The organism is Pseudomonas sp. 5.2 (assembly GCF_059025405.1).
The window spans coordinates 1-18,884 of record NZ_JBYBHH010000018.1 but is presented as its reverse complement, the minus strand read 5'-3'; the positions used below and the strand labels follow the sequence as shown (position 1 = coordinate 18,884).

Genomic DNA, 18,884 nt, shown 5'->3' with positions numbered 1-18,884 from the left:
GGGAAAACCGCACGCTACTGCGTCCCGTCATGACTGACAAGCGGTCTGGCTTTGCCGAAGGCCAGGCTCTAGACTGGCGCCGCCGCGCGCCGCGCACTGATGATGAATGCAGGAAACCCGTGTGATGATCGCTGACAGCGCGCCGTTCTGGCGGCGCAAAACCCTCGAACAACTCAGCCCGCAAGAGTGGGAATCGCTCTGTGACGGCTGCGGTTTGTGCTGCCTGCAAAAGCTCGAGGACGAGGACGACAACAGCATCTATTACACGCGCATTGCCTGCAAACTGCTGGACCTCGACACCTGCCAGTGCAGCGACTACCCCAACCGCTTCGCCCACGTGCCCGACTGCATCCAGCTGACCCCAGGCAAGGCTGACCAGTTCAAGTGGCTGCCAAGCACCTGCGGTTACCGCCTGGTCAGCGAAGGCAAGGACCTGCCTGACTGGCACCACTTGATCTGCGGCGATCGCCAGCAGGTCCATGAACAGCGTATTTCCCAGTCAGGGCGTATGCTCAGTGAGCATGATGTCGATGAAGACGACTGGGAAGACCACCTGATTTTTCGCGCCAGCTGACCGGCGCGCCCCCGTCGCCTCTGGGAAACAAGGAGTTTCTGTATGCGTTGCCAGCTGTTGTTGCTGCTGAGCCTGATGGCCTGTTCGCCGGCCTGGGCGAAGAAAGTCGACCTGGATTATCACGTGCGCCTGTTGCCAGCCAATGGCCAGGCCGAAGTGCGCCTGACCCTGGCCGAAGGCAGCAGCGTGCGCAGCCTCGACTTCGAGCTGGGCAAGGCCGGTACTTACAGTGGCTTCCAGGCTGACGGCCAATGGCAAGTCGCAGACAAGGGCGAGCGCGGTGTGTGGCACCCGGCGCCCGGCAAGACCAGCCTCAGCTACCGCGTGCAACTGGACCAAAAGCTGCGCAGTGGCGCTTATTCGTCGCGTATCACGCCCCATTGGGCCTTGTTCCTCGGCGACCAACTGGTACCGCCCGCGCGCCTCGATCAGCAGGACGGTACCGAATTGGTGGCACGCCTGTGGTTCGACCTGCCAGAAGGCTGGAAAAGTATCGAAACCTCCTGGCCGCGCATCGGCAAGGACAAGTTCCGCATCGACAACGTCTCGCGCCTGTTCGACCGCCCCACTGGCTGGATGCTGGCGGGTGACCTGGGCAGCCGCCGGGCTCGCCTGGGCGAGACTGAAGTTACCGTTGCCGCGCCAGTCGGGCAGGGCATGCGGCGCATGGACAGCCTGACCCTGCTGACCTTCGTCTGGCCGCAATTGCAGGCCGTGTTCCCGCGTAACCCACCCAAACTGCTGTTGGTCGGCGCCCGGGATGGCATGTGGCGCGGTGCGATGGCGGCGCAGGGGTCGCTGTACATGCACAGCGCCCGGCCGATGATCAGCGAAAATGGCAGCAGCCCCTTGTTGCGCGAATTGGTGCAACTGTTTGCGCAGATTCATGGCCGTGAAGGCAGTGACTGGCTGATCGAGAGCCTGACTGACTACTACGCCAGTGAGTTGTTGCGCCGGGCAGGCGGGGTCAGCGATGACCGCTACGAGGCCTGGCAGGCGCGCTTGAGCAAGCAGGCTGCCAAGGTTACCCAGCTCAAGGGAGAGCAGGCCAACCCGGCGCAGGTTGCCCGAGGGGTGCTGTTGCTGCAGGCCCTGGACAAGGAGATCCGCATCCACACCCAGGCCAAGCGTTCGTTGGATGACGTGGCGCGGGCGCTGATGCGCTTGCCGAGTGTCAGCACCGAGGAGTTCGTGCAGATCAGCGAGCGTGTGCTGGGGCGGCGGTCTGAGGTGTTGCAGAGCAAGGTGTTGCGCTAGCGATTTGTGTCACCTCTGCCGCCCTCTTCGCGGGGCAAGCCCGCTCCCACAGGATTGCGCTGCTCTGAGGACCAATGGACCAATGGACCAATGGGCCAATGGAGCAATGCACTGCTCTGAGGACCAATGGAGCAATGCACTGCTCTGAGGACCAATGGAGCAATGCACTGCTCTGAGGACCAATGGAGCAATGCACTGCTCTGAGGACCAATGGAGCAATGCACTGCTCTTAGGACCAATGGAGCAATGCACTGCTCTTAGGACCAATGGAGCAATGCAGTGCTCTGAGGGCCAATGGATCAATGCACTGCTCTGAGGACCAATGGAGCAATGCACTGCTCTTAGGACCAATGGAGCAATGCACTGCTCTGAGGACCACTGGAGCAATGCACTGCTCTGAGGACCAATGGAGCAATGCAGTGCTCTGAGGACCAATGGAGCAATGCACTGCTCTTAGGACCAATGGAGCAATGCACTGCTCTTAGGACCAATGGAGCAATGCAGTGCTCTGAGGACCAATGGAGCAATGCACTGCTCTCAGGATCAGTGAAGTAATTGTGGGAGCGGGCTTGCCCCGCGAAGAGGCCGGCACAGGCAAAAACAAAATCAAAGGCCAGTCAACGGGTCCTTCCCTGTCACCGTCACCCCGCGGGTAGCCGCTTTGGCACTCGCCTTCAACGCCTGCAACTGCGCTGCACTGTCTTCGATGTCCGCGCGCAGTTGGTTGTATTCCTGACGATGCCGCTGCCACCAGGCCTTGGTCGAGCAATGCCCGCTGACCCCGCGCGCCACGGCCATACCGCCCACCACCATCTGCAGCAGCCCGACCAGGCCGCCATGGCGCAGCCCCTTGCTGAACATCAGCGCCCCGCCGGCCAGCGAACCGACCCTTTCCAGGCCCTGGACATTGTGCTCCGGCGACGCCGCAGCGGAATGGATATCGAGCATGGCAAGCCCTCCGTATGAAGTGTAAGCAGCTGACCGCAGGGGGCTCGCAGCCGTTCATTCGCTGTGCCGAATGGTTGTCAGGCGCACGGCCTGCACATTGCCATTCAGCGCCAGCACCTGAAAAATGTCTTGTCTGGGCAGTTATTTGTCCGGTTTGGCAATGCAGCCCGCCGGGTGTTTAATCTCACCCTTTAAAACCGCGAAGCCCTTTAAATACGGGCGATCCAGAGATTCAACCGCTCATCTAAAATGCTGTAGACACATTGTCTAACAGTGCCCTATAGTCGTTATACAAATAGTAGACACAGCGCTATGACAACAAAGAAGGCCGCCATGAAAGCTACCGTTCAAGCCATCAGCGAAGAAGCGCCGCAGGACCGCAAGGCCGTCCTCGCCGAAGCGCTGCGCCGCCGGATCCTCAGCATGGAACTGGCCCCCGGCGCTGTGGTGGACGAGTTGGCCCTGTGTGACGAGTTCGGCCTGTCGCGCCCACCGGTGCGTGAGCTGCTGCGCCAGATTGCCGCCGAAGGCTATATCGAGCTCGAGGCCAACCGCGCGCCACGGGTTGCCGCGATGAACCACGATTCGCTGCACAGCTTTTTCGTCGCCGCGCCGCTCATCTATATCGCCACCACCCAGTTGGCCGCTACCTACGCCAGCGAAGCGGAAATCGAGGCGCTCAAGGCTATCCAGGCGCAGTTTCGCCAGGCCATCGAAGCGCGTGATGTGGAAAACCGGGTGGTCTACAACGACGCCTTCCACCTGGAAATCGGCAGGATGGCGCACAACGACTACCTGATGCCGAGCCTGCGCCGCCTGCTTATCGACCATGCCCGCCTGGGCAAGATTTTTTATCGCCACCCGACCACTGATGACATGCAACAGGACCTTGAAACCGCCTGCGACCAGCATGACCAGATGATCGATGCCATCGAACTCCGCGACCCCGCGCGCGCCGGGCAACTGGTGCGTGAGCACTTCGAGCTGTCGCGCCGGCGCATGGCTGAATACGCCGCACCGCAAGGGCTGGATGTACCGATTCAGATATGAGGTTTCCAGGTCGTCGCCACTGGCGCTGATCGCTCGTCAACAACAAGATCCAGGTTAGTGACATGACAAGAATAAGCTCGTTACCTGCCGATGATGCCACCTGTGGTTGGTATCACCTGAGCACACCCCGCACGCCACGGCCGGCCCACAGTGGCCATAGCCAGGCGCGCTGGGTGGTGGTCGGTGCCGGCTTCACCGGGCTGGCCGCTGCGCGCCAGCTGGCAACGAACTTTCCGCATGACGAGGTTGTGCTGGTCGAGGCCCAGGAAGTCGGTTTTGGCACCTCCGGGCGCAACGCCGGTTTTGCCATCGACCTGCCCCATGACATCGGCGCCGAGGACTACATCGGCGATATCGATACTGCCAAAACTGTGCTCAAGCTCAACCTGGGTGGGCAGTCGTACCTCAAGGAGCTGATCGAGCGCTATGGCATCGAATGCCAGTTTCGGCACTGTGGCAAATACCAGGCCGCTGTCGAGGATCGTGGCATTGCCGTGCTCGATGCCTACCGTCGAGGCCTGGACAAACTCGGCCAGCCCTATGAAGTGATCGAAGGTCGCGACCTGCCCGAACACATCGGCACGCACTTCTACCGTAAGGGTTTGTTCACGCCGGGTACCGCGTTGCTGCAGCCTTCGGCGCTGGTCAAAGGCCTGGCCGACAGCTTGCCGAGCAACGTTTCGCTGTACGAGCACACGCCGATCACTGACGTCGAGTACGGCGACAAAGTGGTACTGCGCCACGCCAAGGGCTCGATCACTGCTGACAAGCTGGTGCTCACCACCAATGCCTTTGGCATGAGCTTCGGCTTCCTCAAGGGCCGCATGTTGCCCGTGTTCACCTATGGCAGCATCACCCGCCCGCTGACCGAAGACGAGCAGGCCCGCCTGGGTGGCAAACCCTACTGGGGCGTGATCCCCGCCGACCCATTCGGCACCACCCTGCGGCGTACCGTCGACAACCGCCTGCTGGTGCGCAACAGCTTCAGCTTCAACCCGGACGGGCGCAGCAACCGCAAGTACCTGGACCGTTTCGTTCAACGCCACCGCGAATCCTTTGCCCGTCGCTTCCCGATGTTGCCCGACGTGAACTTTGAATACACCTGGGGCGGCGCCCTGGCGTTGTCGCGTAATCACATGGGGTTCTTTGGCCAGTTGGCGCCCAATGTGGTCGGCGCGCTGTGTTGTAACGGCCTGGGTGTTACCCGCGGCACGGTCACCGGGAAGTTGCTGGCCGACTGGCTGGCCGGTGACAAAAACGAACTTATCGAGTTTTTGCTCAATGCCCCCGGGCCTTGCGCGAATCCACCGCAGCCCTTGGTATCCCTGGGCTTGAACGCTAACTTGATGTGGGGGCAACTGCGCGCGGGCAAAGAAAGCTGATCGTTTTGTAAGTTAGACCATTGAATATTTGACGTCGGGCGGCTTTGCCCGGCACGGGCGCGCTTTGCCCGAAATTGATGATCGAGATGTCATGTCCGATGACCCGGGGCTGAAGGCTGTTTTCAGTTTCGCGGACGCGCTCGCCTTGAAAACGTGCATGCAGAAGAAGTGGTAGGAACAACAATGACAAGTCCGAATATTTCGATTGAAGATGTACCGATCAACCGTTTTCACCAGTTTTTGACCCTGCGCTCCGGCGGGGGCTCTTTCGTCGATGGGTATGTGTTGAGCATCATCGGCGTGGCAATGGTGCAAATGTCCGCGGGCCTGAGCCTGACCAGCTTCTGGCAGGGCATGATCGCCGCCTCGGCGCTGATCGGCATCTTCTTTGGCGGCTTTTTCGGCGGTTGGCTGACCGACCGCTTTGGCCGCAAGCGTGTGTTTTTCGTCGGCCCGACCCTGTTCATTCTGTCGTCGCTTGCGCAGTTCTGGGTGGAGTCGGCGCTGGCCTTGTTCCTGTTGCGTTTTGCCATCGGCATTGCGGTGGGCATCGAGTACCCGGTGGCCACCTCGCTGCTGGTGGAGTTCCTGCCCAAGAAGAACCGCGGCCCGCGCCTGGCCACCTTGACGGTGCTGTGGTTCGCCGGTGCCGCGACCGCCTACATGGTCGGTGAGGCGATCCTGCGCCACGGTGGCGATGATGCCTGGCGCCTGGTATTGGCCAGTGCGGCGGTAATTGGCGCGCTGCTGTTCGCCATTCGCCTGGGCACCCCGGAATCGCCACGCTGGCTGATCAGCAAGGGCCGCTCGGCCGAGGCCGAACAGGTGATCAAGCGGGTCTATGGCAATGGCTTCTCGCTGCGCAACCTGCCGGAAGAACCCAAGGCCCGCAAGCTGTCGTTTCTCAGCCTGCTGCACTCCGGGTATGGCAAGCGCATGCTGTTCGTCACCCTGTTCTGGACCTGTTCGGTGATCCCGGTGTTCGCCGTGTATGCCTTCGCCCCGAAAGTGCTGGGCGCGCTCAACCTCAAGGGTGACTGGGCATCGATCGGTTCGGTCGCCATCACTTTCCTGTTCGTGGTCGGTTGCATCATCGGCACCCGCCTGCTCAACACCCTCGGTCGGCGCACCACGCTGCTGCACAGCTTCTTCTGGTCGGGGCTGGCGCTGCTGGGCCTGGCGGCATTCAGCCATGGCAGCGAGCTGCTGATCCTGGTGCTGTTTGGTGCTTATGCACTGTTCATCGGCGGTGCCCAGGTATTGCAACTGGTCTATCCCAACGAGCTGTTCCCCACCGAAATCCGTGCCGGCGCCGTGGGCGTGGGCACCTCCATGTCGCGGGTCGGTGCTGCTGTCGGTACCTGGCTGGTACCCATCGCCCTCGACAACTATGGCATCGGCGCAACCATGTATGCCGCCGCCGCCGTCACGTTTGTCGGCCTGGCCGTCTCTGTCGCCCTGGCCCCGGAAACCCGTTCATTGAACCTGCAGCAAGCGGCATCGCTGAGCTGAGCTATTCGAAAAGCCGCCGCAGCGTAGAACCGCTGTGGCTTCTACACCCCTGAACAACGCACTGGAGAACCTACCGTGAAATTCGAAGGCATCTACACCCCGGCAATCACTCCGCTGGCTGCGGACGGCTCGATCGACAAGGCGGCGTTCGCCGAAGTACTCGACTACCTGGTCGAATCGAAAATCCACGGCGTGATCATCGGTGGCTCCACCGGCGAGTACTACGCCCACACCGCGCAAGAGCGCATCGAACTGGCCGCCCAGGCCAAGGACGTGCTCAATGGCCGCCTGCCGCTGATCATCGGCACCGGCGCGATCCGCACCGAAGACTCCGTGGCCTTCGCCAAGCACGCCAAGGAAATCAAGGCCGACGCGCTGTTGGTGGGCACGCCGCCGTACGCGCTGCCGACCCAACAGGAAATCGCCCTGCACGTCAAAGCGGTCGATGCGGCTGCCGGCCTGCCGATCATGCTCTACAACTACCCAGGCCGCATGAGTGTGGGCATGGGCGAGGAATTCTTCGATGCGGTCGCCGATGTGAAAAACATCGTCGCCATCAAGGAGAGCTCGGGCGACGTGGCCCAGTTGCACCGCCTGGCCATCCAGCGCCCGAACATCCAGCTGTCGTGCGGCTGGGACGACCAGGCCCTGGAGTTCTTCGCCTGGGGCGCGCAGAGCTGGGTTTGCGCCGGTTCCAACTTCATCCCGCGTGAGCACGTGGCCCTGTTCGAGGCCTGCGTGATCGAGAAGGACTTCGCCAAAGGCCGCCGCATCATGGCCGCCATGATGCCGCTGATGGACTTCCTCGAAGGTGGCAAGTTCGTCCAGTCGATCAAGTACGGCTGCGCGCTGAACGGCCTGAGCACCGGTGGCGTGCGCAAGCCGCTGTACGACCTGGATGCCGCCGAGAAGCAGGCACTCGAGCGCGTGGTCACTGAACTCAAGCGCAACATCGCCCAGATCACCGGAGGTGCCTGACCATGGCTGAATTGCTGAGCAAGGAACAGTACGCGGCCATTGCCGCCGACCTGCAACTGCGTACCCAGGCATTCATCGACGGTGAGTTCCGCGATGCCGTCTCGGGCCGCACCTTCGTCACCACCAACCCGGCCACTGGCAAACAGCTGGCCGAAGTCGCCGCCTGCGACGTGCAGGATGTCGACGTTGCCGTGGCGGCGGCCAAGCGTGTCTTCGAAGACGGCTCGTGGTCGAAACTGCAACCCGCTGAGCGCAAGCACATCCTGCTGAAGTTCGCCCAGCTGCTGGAAGACAACAGCCACGAACTGGCGGTTTTGGAGGCACTGGACAGCGGTAAGCCGGTCAGCGAATGCCAGAACGTCGACGTGCCGGAAACCATCCACACCCTTCGCTGGCACGCCGAACTGATCGACAAGATCTACGACAACACCGCCCCCACCGGCAATGCAGCCGTGACCATGGTGGTGCGTGAAGCTATCGGTGTAGTCGGCCTGGTGCTGCCGTGGAACTTCCCGCTGCTGATGCTGGCCTGGAAGATTGCCCCGTCGCTGGCGGCCGGTTGCTCGATCGTGGTCAAGCCGGCCAAGGAAACCACCCTCAGCGCCCTGCGCGTGGCCGAGCTGGCGCATCAGGCCGGCGTACCGGCGGGTGTGTTCAACCTGGTGCCAGGCGGTGGCCGTGAAGTGGGCGAAGCCATCGGCCGCCACATGGACATCCCGATGGTCAGCTTCACCGGTTCCACCGACACCGGCCGCCTGTTCCTGAAATACGCCGCCGAGTCGAACCTCAAGCGCATCGTGCTGGAGCTGGGTGGCAAGAACCCGGCCGTGGTCATGAACGACTGTGAAGACCTGGACGAAGTGGCCCAGTTCGTTACCGCCGGTGCGTTTTGGAACATGGGCGAAAACTGCTCCGCGTCCTCGCGCCTGATCGTGCACAAGGACGTCAAGGACGAGCTGCTGACGCTGATCGGCAAGCACTTGAAGGACTGGAAGCTGGGCGACCCGCTGGACCCGGAAAACCGCTTGGGGGCGATGGTCAGCAAAGCGCACTTCGAGAAGGTGAAGTCTTACCTGGAATATGCCGCCGAGCAGAATCTCAACGTGGTGCAGGGCGGTGAGACCGAGCAGGGCGTGTTCGTGCAACCGACCATCGTTGACGGGGTGACGCCTGACAATCGGTTGTTCGTCGAGGAAATCTTCGGGCCGGTGCTGAGCGTGACCAGCTTCGAAACCATTGACCAAGCGATCGAGCTGGCCAACGACACCATCTACGGCCTGGCGGCTTCGGCCTACACCGGCAGCCTGCGCAATGCCCTGCGCTTGTCGCGGGAAATCCGCGCGGGTGTGGTCACGGTCAACTGCTTCGGCGAAGGCGATGCTTCGACGCCATTCGGTGGCTACAAAGAGTCCGGCTTTGGTGGGCGCGACAAGTCCATCTGGGCGCACGATCAGTACACGGAGTTGAAGACCATCTGGATCAACGCTTCGTGAGCTGACTGCAGGACGGTGCTGTTCTGACGGAGCTCAGCACCTGGCCGCCTCTGGTGATGCCTCTACCGACCTGGAGCAGCCTTGTGCTGCGAAGAGGCCGGTACAGGCACCCTCAGAGGCGGCTTTTTTTACTTGAACTTGGGCCCCGACCGGGTATTCAGCCCTTTGGCCATCCGGTCATACAGCACCACATTCACTGTCGCCGCCAGGTTCATGCAGCCCTGGGTCGGGATGTAGATGGTCTCTTCACACCACCCCCGCACATCCGCATCGAGGCTGCCGTCTTCTGGCCCGAAAATGTAGATGGCGCGATCCGGGTGGGTGTACTCGGGCAGCGGCCGTGCGCCGTCGACCAGTTCTACCGCCACCGGCGTGCAGCCCAGCGGAATGATGCGCTGCAGGTCGTCGATGCCGATCAGCGGGATGTCGTAGTGCACACGTTTGGTGTCGGTGACGAAGTCGCGGGCGCGCTCATACCGTTTGCCGGTGTAGAACACCGAGTTGACGCCGTAGCAACCCGCTGCGCGCATCACCGAGCCGACGTTTTCCGCCGACTTGGGGTTGAACAGGCCGATGCAGCTGTATCGTTTGTTTGCCACGTGCCGGGGCCCTTCGCAAAAAAAGCGCGATTATACGGGCTCGCCGGCCGCAGCGGGGGCTGTGTCGATGGTCAGTCTTTTTTCAGCAGGCCAGCCAGCCCGGCAAACGGGTTATGGGTAGCCTTGGCGATGCTCGGGGTGCTGGTCGAGCCTTCGCTGAAATACTGCTGGTCGGTGTAGCGCGAGTGTTCGTTGTCGTGGCAGTACAGGCACAGCAACTCCCAGTTCGAACCGTCCTGCGGGTTGTTGTCGTGGTTGTGGTCACGGTGGTGCACGGTCAGCTCGCTCAGGCGCTTGCCGGCAAACTCGCGGGCGCAGCGGCCGCACACGTGCGGGTACATTTTCAGGGCCTTGTCGCGGTAGCCCATCTCTTTGTCGCGCTTGGCGTCGGCAAGGATGCGGTCGAGGCGTGCGGTGGCGGCGGAGGTAGAGGCCGAGCTCATGGTGTTTCCTTTGTTCTGATCAGGCAAATGACGGTTATGCCACTGAGTCTAGCGCGCTTGCAGGCCAGGCGGACAGGCGAAAGCTTCCATTTAGGCGTAGCCTGTAGGAAGGTTCCCGACAGGAGGTTGCTGATGTTGCATGCGATCCTCACCGCGTTGCTCCTGGCTGGCCTGCCCATGGCCGAAGCCGCCAGCGCGCCACCCCGGCTCAATACACCCGTGCCCGGTGCCCCCGGCACGCCCACGCCCACGCCCTATCCGCAGATCACCCCGAGTACGCCGCCGAAGGCTTATGACAACCAGCCTGGCGCACCGTTGTTGCCGCCAATGCCGGTGCCTGGGCCGCCGAAGGACCAGCCGTTGCCAGGCTTGCGGCCAGAGCCGCCGAAGGTGCAGGTGGAGGAGGATTGAAGTGATGGTTTTGGGCGGGAAGGGTTTGCCGTGGCATTTGCAGTGTTGCGAAGATCGAGCGCCGCCCGCGCGGCGCATCGCGAGCAACGCTCGCTCCTACGTTTGTTTCGGGCCAGTTACGCCGGTGGCAGCGCGCGCGACCGCCTTGTTTACACGACCCGGTATTGAGGTGGACGCCAAGGGGCCGCGCGCCAATGCCTCAGGAATAATTGGCCAGAAACAAACGTAGGAGCGAGCGTTGCTCGCGATGCGCCGCGCGGGCGGCGCTCGGTTTCAAAGCCGCTGCATCCCCAACGTCATACACCTATAAAACACTGCGCGGTCTCACCTTTGCGCTACACCACCCCCAACTCGCCAAACACGAATGCATACTCCAGCGCCACATCCTTGAGCCCCTGGTACCGCCCACTCATGCCGCCATGCCCAGCCCCCATTTCAGTCTTGAGCAGCAGCAAGTTGTCATCGGTCTTGCGCGTGCGCAGGCGGGCGACCCACTTGGCGGCCTCCCAATACTGCACGCGGCTGTCGTTGTACCCGGCCACCACCAGCATGGCGGGGTAGGCCTGGGCTGTTACGTTCTCGTACGGTGCATAGGCCTTGATGCGCTCATACACCTCGGGCTCTTGCGGGTTGCCCCATTCGTCGTACTCGGTGACGGTCAGCGGCAGGTCGGGGTCGAGCATGGTGTTGAGCACGTCGACGAAAGGTACTTCGGCAATCGCGCAGCGGAACAGCTCGGGGCGCAGGTTGAGCACTGCGCCCATCAACAACCCGCCCGCGCTGCCGCCGCTGATGGCCAGGCGCTCGGGCGAGGTCACGCCTTCGGTGATCAGGTGCTCGGCACAGGCGATGAAGTCGGTGAAGCTGTTCTGCTTGTGCGCCTGCTTGCCGGCCCGGTACCAGGCTTCACCCAACTCGCCTCCACCGCGCACGTGGGCAATGGCAAAGGCCACGCCGCGCTGCAGCAGGCTCAGGCGGGCATGTGAAAACCACGGGTCGAGGCTTTCGCCATAGGCGCCGTAGCCATACAGGTACAGCGGCACGGTCTTGCCCAGGTCTTCGCGGCGGCGCACCAGGCTGATCGGCACCTGTGTGCCGTCCTGGGCGGTGGCCCACAGGCGCTGGCTGACATAGTCGTCGGCATCGAACGCACCCAGCACTGGGGTTTGCTTGAGCACCGCCTGCGCCCCGGTGGCCAGCTCCAGCTGCCGCACCTGGGCCGGGCGGTTGAGCGCTTCGTAGCGCAGGCGTACGCGGGTGCTGACGAACTCAAGGCTGTCCTGCACGTAAAGGCTGTAGGCAGCATCCGGCAATTCGACACGGTAAGCCGCCAGGCCCTGGGGGCGTACTTCGATGATCGGCAGGCCACCTTCGCGCAGGCTCAGGGTCAATGCCCCTGCGTTGAGGCTCAGGCCTTCCAGCATCACCTCGTCGCTGTGCGCTACCAGCAACTGCCAGCGATCACGGGTCGGTACGTCATCGGCCGGGGCGTGGTACAGGGCGAAGTTGATGCCGTCCTGGTTGGTGCGGATGAACCAGCGCCACTCGCCATCGAGCTGGCCGTGGTCCGGGAAGTACTCATGGTCTTCAACCCGTGGCGCCAGGCAGGTGAACGGCAGCTGCGGCGTTTCGGCGTCGAGTACCCAGGCCTCGCTGGTGGTCTTGCTGTTGAGCAGCAGTACCAACTGGCGTTCGGAGCTGGTGCGGTAGCAATGCAGGAAGAAACGGCCGTCGGGCTCTTCGAACACGGTTGGCGCGCCGCTGAGGCCCAGGGTGTGACGACGCAGGCGCCAAGGGCGGTGGGTGTCATCCAGTTCGGCGAAGAACAGTGTCTGGCTGTCATTGGCCCAAGTCAGGCTGCCGTCGCAGTCCTCGAAGGGCAGGGTGGTGATGCTGCCGTCGCCCAGGTCCTTGACGTACAGGGTGTAGATCTCGTCGCCGCTGGTGTCGAGGCTGTAGGCCAGCAGGCGATGGTCGGGGCTGACGTTGAACGCCCCCAGTGACAGGAAGCCGCCGTTGGCCAGTGCGTTAGGGTCGAGCAGCAGCTGTTCGCGGCTTTCATCCACTGTGTTGGAGTCGTCAGCCGGGCGCGGGCAGCGGTAATGGCGCGGGTATTCGTCGCCGGCGGTGGTGCGGGTGTAGTACAGGTACGGGCCCCAAGGAGAAGGCAGCGACAGGTCGGTTTCCTGGATGCGGCCTTTGATTTCCTCGAACAGCTGTTCACGCAGGGGCGCCTGGTCGGCCAGGCAGGCCTCCTGGTAGCTGTTCTCGGCCTGCAGGTATTCGAGCACCTCGGGCGCGTCGCGCTGTTGCAGCCAGGCGTATGGGTCGGCGGCTTGGTCTGCACGGGCGATGGGGGGCTGGGGCTTGGTGGGCATCGGGGGTCCTTGGCTGAGGGCTTGCGGTGCCTGTTCAGGCCGCTTCGCGGGCAAGCCTGAACAGGGAAGCGCTGTCTGCGCCCTGAAAAGTGTTTATCATAGGCAACTCTTTGCCTGGCTTGCACGAACACCATGACCGAGAACGACTATACCCTCGCCTGGGGCCTGTACGCCCTTGCCGCCCTGGGCTGCCTGTTGGTGGGCTTCAAGCTCACGGGTTGGATGTGGCGCTGGCTGCGCGAACCGCTGCGGGTGATCCTGGCGGTACTGCTGCTGACCCCGACCATCGTCGACCCGGTCAAGGACAGCTTTGCCCCGGCCATCGCCATTACCGCCCTGGACATGGCCTTCAAAGTCGGCAATAACGCCTGGCGCGCGGTGTCCGATTTTGCCATGTACGGCATGATCGCCTTTGGCCTGTACTTGCTCTTCGTGCTGGTGCGCTGGCCGCTGGAAAAACGTGCCCGTGAGCGCCGCGAGCAAGCCGAAGCCGCGGCTAAGCGCCAGGCCGCCGAAGATGACGAGGTCCGGGTCGACGCCCCGCTGGCGGCCGAGCGCCGCGACCGTTACCGCAACGATCCACCCCCTGCCGCGCCTGCGGGCGGCGGTCGGGTCGAGCCTCGCCTGTAATCGGAGACACGCGCATGTGCGAACTGCTGGGCATGAGTGCCAACGTCCCCACCGACATCGTTTTCAGCTTTACCGGCCTGATGCAACGCGGCGGCCGCACCGGCCCGCACCGTGATGGCTGGGGCATCGGCTTCTACGAAGGGCGCGGCTTGCGCCTGTTCCAGGACCCCGCCGCGAGCAGCGAGTCGGAAGTCGCCAACCTGGTGCAGCGTTACCCGATCAAAAGCGAAGTGGTCATTGGCCACATCCGCCAGGCCAACGTCGGCAAGGTGTGCCTGTCCAACACCCACCCGTTCGTCCGCGAAATGTGGGGCCGCAACTGGTGCTTCGCGCACAACGGCCAGTTGGGCGATTTCAAGGGTGAAGCGACCTTCTATCGGCCCGTGGGCGATACCGACAGCGAAGCGGCCTTCTGCGACCTGCTCAACCGCATCCGCGCGGCCTTCCCAGAGCCGGTAGCCGTGGAACAGCTGCTGCCAGTGCTGGTCGAAGCCTGTGCCGGCTACCGTGGCAAGGGCGTGTTCAACTGCATGCTCAGTGACGGCGACTGGTTGTTCTGCTTCTGCTCGACCAAGTTGGTGCACATTACCCGGCGCGCACCTTTTGGTGCGGCACGGTTGAAAGATGTCGACCTGATCGTCGATTTTCACACCGAAACGACCCCCAATGACGTGGTCACGGTGATTGCCACCGAGGCCCTGACCGAGAACGAGACCTGGGCGCGTTACGCGCCGGGCGAGTGGGCACTGTGGCGGCACGGAGAGTGCGTTTCGCAAGGCCAGAGCTAAGGACGCTGCATGTTCAGAAGTTACCTGCGGTTGTTGCTGTTCACCTTCGGCCTGCTGGCCGGTATCCAGGTTCCGGGGCTGGTCAATGACTACACCCAGCGGGTCGAGGCGCACCTGTTCGAATCACGCCAGGCGCTGGATGGCTTCAAGCAGACGGCCGAACGCTTCTTCAATGGCGACCTCCAGGCGCTGCTGCGGCATTACCGCAGCAGTGATGACCCGGTGTTCAACAGTGATGCCAACAGCATCGAAAGCCTGATGATCCGCAACGAACTGCTGGAAAACGAATGGCAGGCGCTGCAAGGGTCGTGGGTGAGCCGTACCTGGCATGTATTGGTACAGCCGGACCCGCAAATGCGTGAAGAAACGCTCAAGGGCTACAGTTACCAGATTCTGCTGGTGCCAGAGGCGGTTGGCTGGGGCATTGGTGCCGGGTTTGTGCTGGCCTTTGTGGTCGAGAGCCTGTTGCTGGCGCTTGGCTGGGTGATCATGGGCGGGCGGCGCCGGGTGGTGAAGGAAAGCTGGCGCTGAGTCATGTAGCGCCTGTGCGGGCCTCTTCGCGGGCAAGCCCGCTCCCACGGGTTGCCCACTGCTCTCAGGCTCAGTGGGCAACCTGTGGGCTTGCCCCGCGAAAGGGCCGGTAAAGGCAGCGATAATCCCTAGACCAGCACAATCCGTTGCCCACCCACATCCTGCGCATACCGCTCAAGCACCTGCCGGCACACCTCGACCACCTCATCCACCAATGCCACCCCAGTCTGCCAGGCCACCACCAGCTCCAGGCTAGGCGGCGGTTGCAGCCCTTCCAGCAGCACCAATTCCCCCAAGCCTAGCTCCGCATCCACCAAGGCCGGTGGCAGCGCACCCACCGCAAAGCCGTCCCGCAATAGCCGGGTAATCGCTGCCACCGAGTTCACGCAGTTCAAGCGCGGTGTTTGCACCCCGGCACCTTGCAACAGGCTGAGCACCTCCTGGTGCGGCCTCGAGTTTTTCGAAAAGGTCACGATGCGCTCGCGGCCCAGTTCCGCCAGCGAGGCGTAATCACGGTGCTGGAGCGAGCCTGCGGCCACGATCCAGCCCATCGGGTAACGCGCCAGGTCCAGGCTGCGGATCGACTGTTCACGCAACAGGTCGGTCTGCAGGATCACATCCAGAAAGCCCTTCTGCAGCTGTTCGCGCAGGTTCAACGCGGTATCGGCCACCAGCTCGATCTCTACCTGCGGGTAGCGCTCGGTCAACGCCGCCACCAACGCGCTCATCCAGGTATGGATCACCGTGTCCATCACCCCGATGCGAATGCGCCCGACCTTGGCCCGGTCGCTGTCCAGCGATTGCTTCATGGCCTTGGCGGTGTCGAGCATGCGCTCGGCGTATTCCAGCACCTTGCTGCCCTCCGGGGTCAGGCTGACGCCGCGTGAGTCGCGCAGCAGCAGTTTGACGCCCAGGTCGGCTTCCAGCGCGGCGATGCGGCTGGAGACCGAGGCCTGGGTGGTGAACAGCTTTTCTGCGGTCAGGCGGAAGCTCTTGAGCCGGGCGACCCAGACGAAAGTTTCGAGGAAACGAAGGTTCATGATCAGTTTTTCTTGTTCCAGACCGGCGGTTTTTCTCGTTGGACGCACCCGGCGCGGTCTCTGAACAATGATGCCCAGGCCGCGACGCAATAGGTCGCCCCATAAAACAATACCAACAAGCCGAGGCAAGCATGAACCCCACCGGCGTGCAGCAGCAGGTCGCTTCACCTTCTTCGACCGGGCCTTTCGCCTGGTACCGCGACATCGACAAGCAGCAACGACGCACCTTCTGGAGCTGCAAGATCGGCTATGGCCTGGACGGCATGGATACGCAGATGCTCAGCTTCGTCATCCCCACGCTGATCATGCTGTGGGGCATCAGCACCGCCGAGGCCGGGCTGATCCATACCAGTACGTTGATCGCGTCTGCCATCGGCGGCTGGGTCGCCGGCATCCTGTCCGACCGTATTGGCCGGGTCCGCACCTTGCAGCTCACGGTGCTGTGGTTCGCGTTCTTCACCTTCCTCTGCGGCTTCGCGCAAAACTACGAACAGCTGCTGATTGCCCGTACCCTGATGGGCTTCGGTTTTGGCGGTGAATGGACCGCCGGCGCGGTGCTGATCGGCGAAGTGATCCGCGCCCAGGACCGTGGCAAGGCGGTGGGCATGGTGCAGTCTGGTTGGGCCATCGGCTGGGGCCTGACCGCAATTCTGTACGCGCTGCTGTTCTCCTGGCTGCCGGCCGAGCAGGCCTGGCGCGCGCTGTTCTTGTTGGGGCTGGTGCCGGCCGTGTTCGTGATCTTCGTGCGCCGCCTGGTCAAGGACCCGGAGGTGTACCGCCAGGCCAAGGCGGCTGAGGCGGTCGAAGCACCGTCGCACTTCTACGAAATCTTCGCCCCCGGCATGCTCTGGACGACCGTGCGTGCATCCTTGCTGACCACCGGTGCGCTGGGCGGTTACTACGCGATCACCTCGTGGTTGCCGACCTTCCTCAAAAACGAGCGCGGCCTCAGCGTGCTGGGTACCGGTGGCTACTTGGCGATGGTGATCGTCGGTTCCTACATCGGCTATGTGGTCAGCGCGTACCTGTCCGACCTGTTGGGCCGCAAAAAGAACTTCATCCTGTTCGCCGTGGGCTCGTTCATCATCGTGCTGCTGTACACGCAGGTGCCGGTCAGCGATGGCGTGATGCTGTGGCTGGGCTTCCCGCTGGGGTTCTTCGCCTCGGGCATCTTCAGTGGCATGGGCGCGTTCCTGACCGAACTGTTCCCCACCCGCATTCGTGGCTCGGGGCAAGGCTTTTGCTACAACATCGGCAAGGTCATCGCCGCACTGTTCCCCTTGCTGATCGGCGTGCTCAGCCAAAAGGTGCCACTGGGGTTGGGGATTGGTGTTTTCTCGGCTGTCTCGTACGGCGTGGTGATTCTGGCAGCGCTCAGCCTGCCGGAAACACGCGGCAAACACCTTCAGGCGCGGTAAGGTAGGCCTATGAACAGCGACAAGGGAGTCTGTGTGGTGGAACGCCTGCTTCTCAATTGTGACATGGGCGAGAGTTTTGGCAGCTGGCGCATGGGCCTGGATGCCGAAGTGATGCCGTTTATCGATTGCGCCAACATCGCCTGCGGCTACCACGCCGGCGACCCCAGCATCATGCGCCGTACCGTGGAGTTGGCACTGGCCCATGGCGTGACCATCGGCGCGCACCCGGCCTACCCAGACCTGGTCGGCTTCGGCCGCCGCTCCATGGCCTGCAGCCCTGAGGAAATCCGCGACCTGCTGCACTACCAGATCGGTGCGCTGGACGGCATCTGCAAGGTGCTTGGTAGCCGGGTGGCCTATGTCAAACCCCATGGCGCGCTGTACAACGACATGATGGCCGACCCGCTCAAGTTGCGCGCAGTGCTCGAAGCCGTGGCGGCCTATGACAGCGGCTTGCCGTTGATGCTCATGGCCACTGCCGACGACAGTGCGGCACAGGCCCTGGGGGAGAAGATTGGCGTGCCGCTGTGGTTCGAGGCCTTCGCCGACCGCGCCTACACCGCCAGTGGCCACCTGGTCTCGCGGCGCCTGCCCGGCGCCGTGCACCATGACCCGGCCCTCGTGGTCGAACAGGCCGTGCGCCTGGCATGTGGTGAAACCCTTGTAGCGGACGATGGCAGCGCGCTGCGCCTGCGCGCCAGCACCCTGTGCGTGCACGGCGATAACGACAGTTCAGTGGCAGCGGTGCGGCAGATCCGCCAGGCCCTCGATGCGCTGGAGCACGCATGAAATTGCGCATTGAAGTGGTTGCCTTCGATAGCCTGATGGTGCGCCTGTTCGACACCATCGATGAAGCCAACATGCCGTGGATGCTCGCGGCCAGCCAGCGCTTGAGCGCCGCGTTCGGGAAGCACCTGGTGGACTTGGTGCCTTCCTACACCACGCTGATGGTGCAGTTCGATCTGCCGCCTGGGCAGGCGAGGGCGCTGATCACCCAAGCGCTGGAGGGGCTGCAGCCGGACACCGGCAGCGGTGGCCGTCGGCATCAGATTCCTGTGTGGTACGACGCCAGTGTCGGCCCTGAATTGCCCGTATTGGCGGCGCGCACCGGCCTGAGTGAGCAAGCGGTGATCCGCCTGCACAGCGAGCGCGAGTACCCGGTATTCGCCCTCGGCTTCGCCCCAGGCTTCGGCTTCATGGGGCTGGTGGACGAGCGGCTGGCATCGCCGCGCCTGAGCACCCCGCGCAAGCGTGTGGCGGCGGGCAGCGTGGGTATCGCCGAGCGCCAGACCGCCGCTTACCCGGCGGTATCGCCGGGCGGCTGGAACCTGATCGGGCGTACACCGGTGCGCCTGTTCGACCGTGAACGCGAAGGCTACAGCTTGTTGCAACCGGGTGACCGGGTGCGTTTCGTGGCGGTTTCCCACGCCGAGTTCAGGGCGTTGGGGGGGG

At 63.1% G+C, this 18,884-nt stretch carries 19 protein-coding genes; 14 read left to right on the top strand and 5 right to left on the bottom strand.

The genetic code is table 11. The features are described from left to right. Positions 1–124 precede the first annotated feature (124 nt). Together AC5PZ0_RS23140 and AC5PZ0_RS23135 are read left to right on the top strand one after the other, a co-directional pair. Entirely contained in the window at positions 125–574 is a 450-nt protein-coding gene (locus tag AC5PZ0_RS23140; RefSeq protein ID WP_027594614.1) for a YcgN family cysteine cluster protein, read from the top strand. A gap of 42 nt (positions 575–616) precedes the next feature. After that, the gene (locus AC5PZ0_RS23135) at positions 617–1,831 is read left to right on the top strand and encodes a hypothetical protein (RefSeq protein WP_238215907.1); all 1,215 of its coding nucleotides are present in this window, start codon (positions 617–619) and stop codon (positions 1,829–1,831) included. A gap of 606 nt (positions 1,832–2,437) precedes the next feature. Here AC5PZ0_RS23135 and AC5PZ0_RS23130 read toward each other — a convergent pair. Beyond that, complete coding sequence (locus AC5PZ0_RS23130) at positions 2,438–2,779, bottom strand: DUF2892 domain-containing protein (RefSeq protein WP_493855822.1); 342 nt, start codon at positions 2,777–2,779, stop codon at positions 2,438–2,440. Between the two features lie 333 nt (positions 2,780–3,112). On the opposite strand from AC5PZ0_RS23130, the gene AC5PZ0_RS23125 reads away from it, so the two are divergent. The 5 genes from AC5PZ0_RS23125 to AC5PZ0_RS23105 all read left to right on the top strand — a co-directional run bounded on the left by AC5PZ0_RS23125 (position 3,113) and on the right by AC5PZ0_RS23105 (position 9,194). Next, positions 3,113–3,829, top strand: a complete 717-nt coding sequence (locus AC5PZ0_RS23125; protein WP_493855821.1) for a GntR family transcriptional regulator — start codon at positions 3,113–3,115, stop codon at positions 3,827–3,829. A gap of 62 nt (positions 3,830–3,891) precedes the next feature. After that, the gene (locus AC5PZ0_RS23120) at positions 3,892–5,211 is read left to right on the top strand and encodes an NAD(P)/FAD-dependent oxidoreductase (RefSeq protein ID WP_493855820.1); all 1,320 of its coding nucleotides are present in this window, start codon (positions 3,892–3,894) and stop codon (positions 5,209–5,211) included. 183 nt (positions 5,212–5,394) lie between these two features. Next, positions 5,395–6,723: an MFS transporter gene (locus tag AC5PZ0_RS23115; RefSeq protein WP_238215911.1), complete on the top strand. Its 1,329-nt coding sequence runs from the start codon at positions 5,395–5,397 to the stop codon at positions 6,721–6,723. Positions 6,724–6,798: 75 nt separating this feature from the next. Then, the gene (locus tag AC5PZ0_RS23110) at positions 6,799–7,701 is read left to right on the top strand and encodes a dihydrodipicolinate synthase family protein (protein ID WP_265968513.1); all 903 of its coding nucleotides are present in this window, start codon (positions 6,799–6,801) and stop codon (positions 7,699–7,701) included. Positions 7,702–7,703: 2 nt separating this feature from the next. Next, a complete protein-coding gene (locus tag AC5PZ0_RS23105) occupies positions 7,704–9,194 on the top strand; it encodes an aldehyde dehydrogenase (RefSeq protein WP_454243081.1) in 1,491 nt (496 codons plus the stop codon). A gap of 128 nt (positions 9,195–9,322) precedes the next feature. On the opposite strand, the gene AC5PZ0_RS23100 is transcribed toward AC5PZ0_RS23105, so the two are convergent. Both AC5PZ0_RS23100 and AC5PZ0_RS23095 read right to left on the bottom strand, forming a co-directional pair. Beyond that, positions 9,323–9,793 carry an RNA methyltransferase gene (locus tag AC5PZ0_RS23100; protein ID WP_027594606.1) on the bottom strand — a complete coding sequence of 157 codons (471 nt, stop codon included), beginning with the start codon at positions 9,791–9,793 and terminating at the stop codon, positions 9,323–9,325. Positions 9,794–9,864: 71 nt separating this feature from the next. After that, positions 9,865–10,236: a YajD family HNH nuclease gene (locus tag AC5PZ0_RS23095; protein ID WP_027594605.1), complete on the bottom strand. Its 372-nt coding sequence runs from the start codon at positions 10,234–10,236 to the stop codon at positions 9,865–9,867. 132 nt (positions 10,237–10,368) lie between these two features. Between AC5PZ0_RS23095 and AC5PZ0_RS23090 the strand changes: the two genes are divergently transcribed. Then, positions 10,369–10,647 (top strand): hypothetical protein, encoded by a 279-nt coding sequence (locus tag AC5PZ0_RS23090; RefSeq protein WP_493855819.1) that lies wholly within the window; start codon positions 10,369–10,371, stop codon positions 10,645–10,647. Between the two features lie 335 nt (positions 10,648–10,982). Here the strand turns inward: AC5PZ0_RS23090 and AC5PZ0_RS23085 are convergent, their stop codons facing one another. Then, positions 10,983–13,025, bottom strand: coding sequence for a S9 family peptidase (locus AC5PZ0_RS23085; protein ID WP_493855818.1), 2,043 nt, complete (start codon positions 13,023–13,025; stop codon positions 10,983–10,985). Between the two features lie 132 nt (positions 13,026–13,157). On the opposite strand from AC5PZ0_RS23085, the gene AC5PZ0_RS23080 reads away from it, so the two are divergent. From AC5PZ0_RS23080 to AC5PZ0_RS23070, 3 genes are read left to right on the top strand one after another with little or no spacing between them, the layout of a single operon-like run. After that, positions 13,158–13,655: an MFS transporter gene (locus AC5PZ0_RS23080; protein ID WP_493855817.1), complete on the top strand. Its 498-nt coding sequence runs from the start codon at positions 13,158–13,160 to the stop codon at positions 13,653–13,655. A gap of 14 nt (positions 13,656–13,669) precedes the next feature. Further along, positions 13,670–14,443, top strand: coding sequence for a class II glutamine amidotransferase (locus AC5PZ0_RS23075; RefSeq protein ID WP_027594601.1), 774 nt, complete (start codon positions 13,670–13,672; stop codon positions 14,441–14,443). Positions 14,444–14,452: 9 nt separating this feature from the next. Then, a complete protein-coding gene (locus tag AC5PZ0_RS23070; RefSeq protein ID WP_027594600.1) occupies positions 14,453–14,974 on the top strand; it encodes a DUF2937 family protein in 522 nt (173 codons plus the stop codon). Between the two features lie 128 nt (positions 14,975–15,102). Here the strand turns inward: AC5PZ0_RS23070 and AC5PZ0_RS23065 are convergent, their stop codons facing one another. Further along, on the bottom strand, positions 15,103–16,014 hold the full coding sequence (locus AC5PZ0_RS23065) for a LysR family transcriptional regulator (RefSeq protein ID WP_027594599.1): 912 nt from the start codon (positions 16,012–16,014) through the stop codon (positions 15,103–15,105). Positions 16,015–16,145: 131 nt separating this feature from the next. On the opposite strand from AC5PZ0_RS23065, the gene AC5PZ0_RS23060 reads away from it, so the two are divergent. The 3 genes from AC5PZ0_RS23060 to pxpB all read left to right on the top strand — a co-directional run. Then, positions 16,146–17,432 carry an MFS transporter gene (locus AC5PZ0_RS23060; RefSeq protein WP_099455040.1) on the top strand — a complete coding sequence of 429 codons (1,287 nt, stop codon included), beginning with the start codon at positions 16,146–16,148 and terminating at the stop codon, positions 17,430–17,432. A 9-nt stretch (positions 17,433–17,441) separates the two neighbouring features. Further along, on the top strand, positions 17,442–18,221 hold the full coding sequence (locus AC5PZ0_RS23055) for a 5-oxoprolinase subunit PxpA (RefSeq protein WP_493855816.1): 780 nt from the start codon (positions 17,442–17,444) through the stop codon (positions 18,219–18,221). Then, positions 18,218–18,884, top strand: a 667-nt coding sequence (gene pxpB / locus AC5PZ0_RS23050) for a 5-oxoprolinase subunit PxpB (protein ID WP_493855815.1), incomplete at its 3' end; no start/stop codon positions are given. The genes AC5PZ0_RS23055 and pxpB, both read left to right, overlap by 4 nt.

What these genes read in the sequence shown, in the direction of transcription:
- AC5PZ0_RS23125 (WP_493855821.1), top strand. Translation starts at nt 3,113, where the DNA reads ATGAAAGCTACCGTTCAAGCCATCAGCGAAGAAGCGCCGCAGGACCGC.
- AC5PZ0_RS23055 (WP_493855816.1), top strand. Translation starts at nt 17,442, where the DNA reads ATGAACAGCGACAAGGGAGTCTGTGTGGTGGAACGCCTGCTTCTCAAT.
- AC5PZ0_RS23120 (WP_493855820.1), top strand. Translation starts at nt 3,892, where the DNA reads ATGACAAGAATAAGCTCGTTACCTGCCGATGATGCCACCTGTGGTTGG.
- AC5PZ0_RS23070 (WP_027594600.1), top strand. Translation starts at nt 14,453, where the DNA reads ATGTTCAGAAGTTACCTGCGGTTGTTGCTGTTCACCTTCGGCCTGCTG.
- AC5PZ0_RS23105 (WP_454243081.1), top strand. Translation starts at nt 7,704, where the DNA reads ATGGCTGAATTGCTGAGCAAGGAACAGTACGCGGCCATTGCCGCCGAC.
- AC5PZ0_RS23090 (WP_493855819.1), top strand. Translation starts at nt 10,369, where the DNA reads ATGTTGCATGCGATCCTCACCGCGTTGCTCCTGGCTGGCCTGCCCATG.
- AC5PZ0_RS23075 (WP_027594601.1), top strand. Translation starts at nt 13,670, where the DNA reads ATGTGCGAACTGCTGGGCATGAGTGCCAACGTCCCCACCGACATCGTT.
- AC5PZ0_RS23060 (WP_099455040.1), top strand. Translation starts at nt 16,146, where the DNA reads ATGAACCCCACCGGCGTGCAGCAGCAGGTCGCTTCACCTTCTTCGACC.
- AC5PZ0_RS23085 (WP_493855818.1), bottom strand. Translation starts at nt 13,025, where the DNA reads ATGCCCACCAAGCCCCAGCCCCCCATCGCCCGTGCAGACCAAGCCGCC.
- AC5PZ0_RS23065 (WP_027594599.1), bottom strand. Translation starts at nt 16,014, where the DNA reads ATGAACCTTCGTTTCCTCGAAACTTTCGTCTGGGTCGCCCGGCTCAAG.
- AC5PZ0_RS23115 (WP_238215911.1), top strand. Translation starts at nt 5,395, where the DNA reads ATGACAAGTCCGAATATTTCGATTGAAGATGTACCGATCAACCGTTTT.
- AC5PZ0_RS23135 (WP_238215907.1), top strand. Translation starts at nt 617, where the DNA reads ATGCGTTGCCAGCTGTTGTTGCTGCTGAGCCTGATGGCCTGTTCGCCG.
- AC5PZ0_RS23140 (WP_027594614.1), top strand. Translation starts at nt 125, where the DNA reads ATGATCGCTGACAGCGCGCCGTTCTGGCGGCGCAAAACCCTCGAACAA.
- AC5PZ0_RS23080 (WP_493855817.1), top strand. Translation starts at nt 13,158, where the DNA reads ATGACCGAGAACGACTATACCCTCGCCTGGGGCCTGTACGCCCTTGCC.
- AC5PZ0_RS23130 (WP_493855822.1), bottom strand. Translation starts at nt 2,779, where the DNA reads ATGCTCGATATCCATTCCGCTGCGGCGTCGCCGGAGCACAATGTCCAG.
- AC5PZ0_RS23095 (WP_027594605.1), bottom strand. Translation starts at nt 10,236, where the DNA reads ATGAGCTCGGCCTCTACCTCCGCCGCCACCGCACGCCTCGACCGCATC.